Origin of the sequence: Ohtaekwangia sp. (genome assembly GCF_036786105.1) — a bacterium.
Taxonomy (GTDB): Bacteria; Bacteroidota; Bacteroidia; order Cytophagales; family Cyclobacteriaceae; genus Ohtaekwangia.
Window position 1 is genome coordinate 1 of record NZ_DAIQRQ010000135.1, and the last position, 2,134, is coordinate 2,134.

General features: G+C 40.8%; 2 protein-coding genes. Both read right to left on the reverse strand.

All coding sequences use genetic code 11. The features are described from left to right. Positions 1-911 (reverse strand): hypothetical protein (locus tag V7Q33_RS23365; RefSeq protein ID WP_333821499.1); only part of this gene is annotated, 911 nt, incomplete at its 3' end. A 474-nt stretch (positions 912-1,385) separates the two neighbouring features. Further along, positions 1,386-2,039: a response regulator transcription factor gene (locus V7Q33_RS23370; protein WP_333821500.1), complete on the reverse strand. Its 654-nt coding sequence runs from the start codon at positions 2,037-2,039 to the stop codon at positions 1,386-1,388. Positions 2,040-2,134: the final 95 nt, after the last annotated feature.

Here is a 2,134-nt window from a genome sequence, read left to right on the forward strand (position 1 = left end):
TCTGTATCATCGCTGGTTGATACACTTTCCAGATACCATGTTGTTGCATAACAGAAGAATCCTCTATTTTTAGTGAGTTGACTAACTGGCTTTTCACAATCCGAGCCCTGTCGAAACATTAGCGCGCCCGGCACGTCACTATACTCTATGGCATTGTTACCAAATGTATATTTTGTTCCATTTTCATCTATGATTGTAAACCGTCCGAAAGTTTTTGAGTAAAGAGGCGCTGCGGTATTGACAGTGGTAAAGGATTTTAAATGATTATCAATAAAATCGGCAGGGTCAAAAATTACTTGTACCTTCCTACTACATTGAACTTTTATTTGTTGGTTTTCATCAAAAAAGAACTTGCCGCTGATATTGTTACCTATATTGAATACAAAAATATCTGGCTCTGTGTCTATTTGGTTAGGTATTCTCGGATTACATGGTGCTCCACCTTCCCATACCACGGCGAACAAATCGGTCAATGATAGCTTGGTGTATTTTTTAATGTTGTCTAATGATGCCCAATCCTCGGTCTTTAAAGCGCTGCCTGTATAGTAAAAGCCCATTCGGGCACAAATCTTATTATCCAATTCATCCGGGTAGCCCTGTACCGAACGCGAGATGGCCCCGCTAACGATCATTTGAAAATTCTGACCAACAACGCCGGGATGGTTCTCTGGTCGTACTCCGCTCGCATCATAATTCAATGCTATATCAGTAGAAAGTTGCTGCCCCGTTAAATTAAATAGAGGAATGGATATATTCGGGGTGCCACGACAGAGATCAACTTCCGGGTCTTCAATACGACCAAATGAAGCGACATTGGGTGTCGGAAAGGCTACGGGGTACTTCTTGATCTGCCCCAGACTGTAGAAGTGTAGCGAACTGAAAAAAATAAGAGTAAGTAAAAGTTTATTCATATAGCTAATTATTCATTTCATAATAAGATCACGTCAAATGGGTAGGTATATAAGTACAAATAGTACCGCAATAATTGTTACTGATTTCATTACACTACACTGCCATGTATACCCACTATACTTTGTGTCTAATTGAAGTAAGGTTCAAATATATACCGAGCAACTCTGCTATACTTTGTAAGTTTTAGTCCAATAATACAACACGATGGCATTAGTACTTTTGTACCTGTCAAATGCATTTTTAGTTCGTTTACCGACAACTATTGCCTAGCCATACCGTTGAATTATCGCTTTTTAGAAATAATCTTACATGTTTATGAAAATCTGCCTCTCTTAATCAAGTTCCATTCGGAAGTAAAGAAGCTTAAATAACTCATGTGATCATTCCCGTATTAGACAGAGTATACCTGCGGGAATAAAAGACTTGTACTTGTCATACCATCAGGCTTTTACCCCGATAAGTGATGTCTCCTGCTAGGAGACTAACAGTCCGTTCTCTATTGCATATTTTACTGCTTCCAGGCTATTCTTTACGCCCAACTTTCGCATAATCCGCACTTTGTGGTTGCGGATTGTATTTCCACTCAAAGTCAGTTTTTCACCAATCTGTTGTGTAGTGTATCCTTTGGCGATATAGCGGATGATGGAAATTTCACGCTCCGTTAATGATACATCTGTGCCGGTAGCAAAAAACAACTTATAGTCAAGCATGCGGCTTTGCAAGGCCTCTAACATTTTCCGGTTGCGATAAATACCCGTATCGACAATGGAATGGATAGCCTGCTCAAGTTCCTCACAATCCGAATTTTTGGAAAGAAATGCGTGAGCACCGGCTTCAAGCGCAGTATAGATGTGGGCTTTGCTGTCGTGCATGGATACAATCAGAATCCTTACGTCCGGGTAGTGATTCACCAGTTTCTCACAGACGCTGAAGCCATCCATTGTCGGCATTTCCAGATCAAGGATGATAACATCAGCAGGAGCTTTACGCATCAGCCGGAAAAGCTGTTGACCTCCGGATACCTCCTTTACATTTTCAATACGGGGAAACGTGGATACCAGTTTAACAAGGGCTTCCCTGAACAGCCGGTGGTCGTCCACTATATATACCGTCAGTCCCGCTCTCATAGTTCGACATTTACGTGACCATTGTTGATGCAAAAACTATTTTTTTTACCCGCAGGCCATAATGATGCTTTCATCATAACATATTATACTTGATT

Bases quoted from the DNA above. Each gene is read 5' to 3' on its own strand.
- V7Q33_RS23370 (WP_333821500.1), bottom strand. From the start codon at position 2,039: ATGAGAGCGGGACTGACGGTATATATAGTGGACGACCACCGGCTGTTC.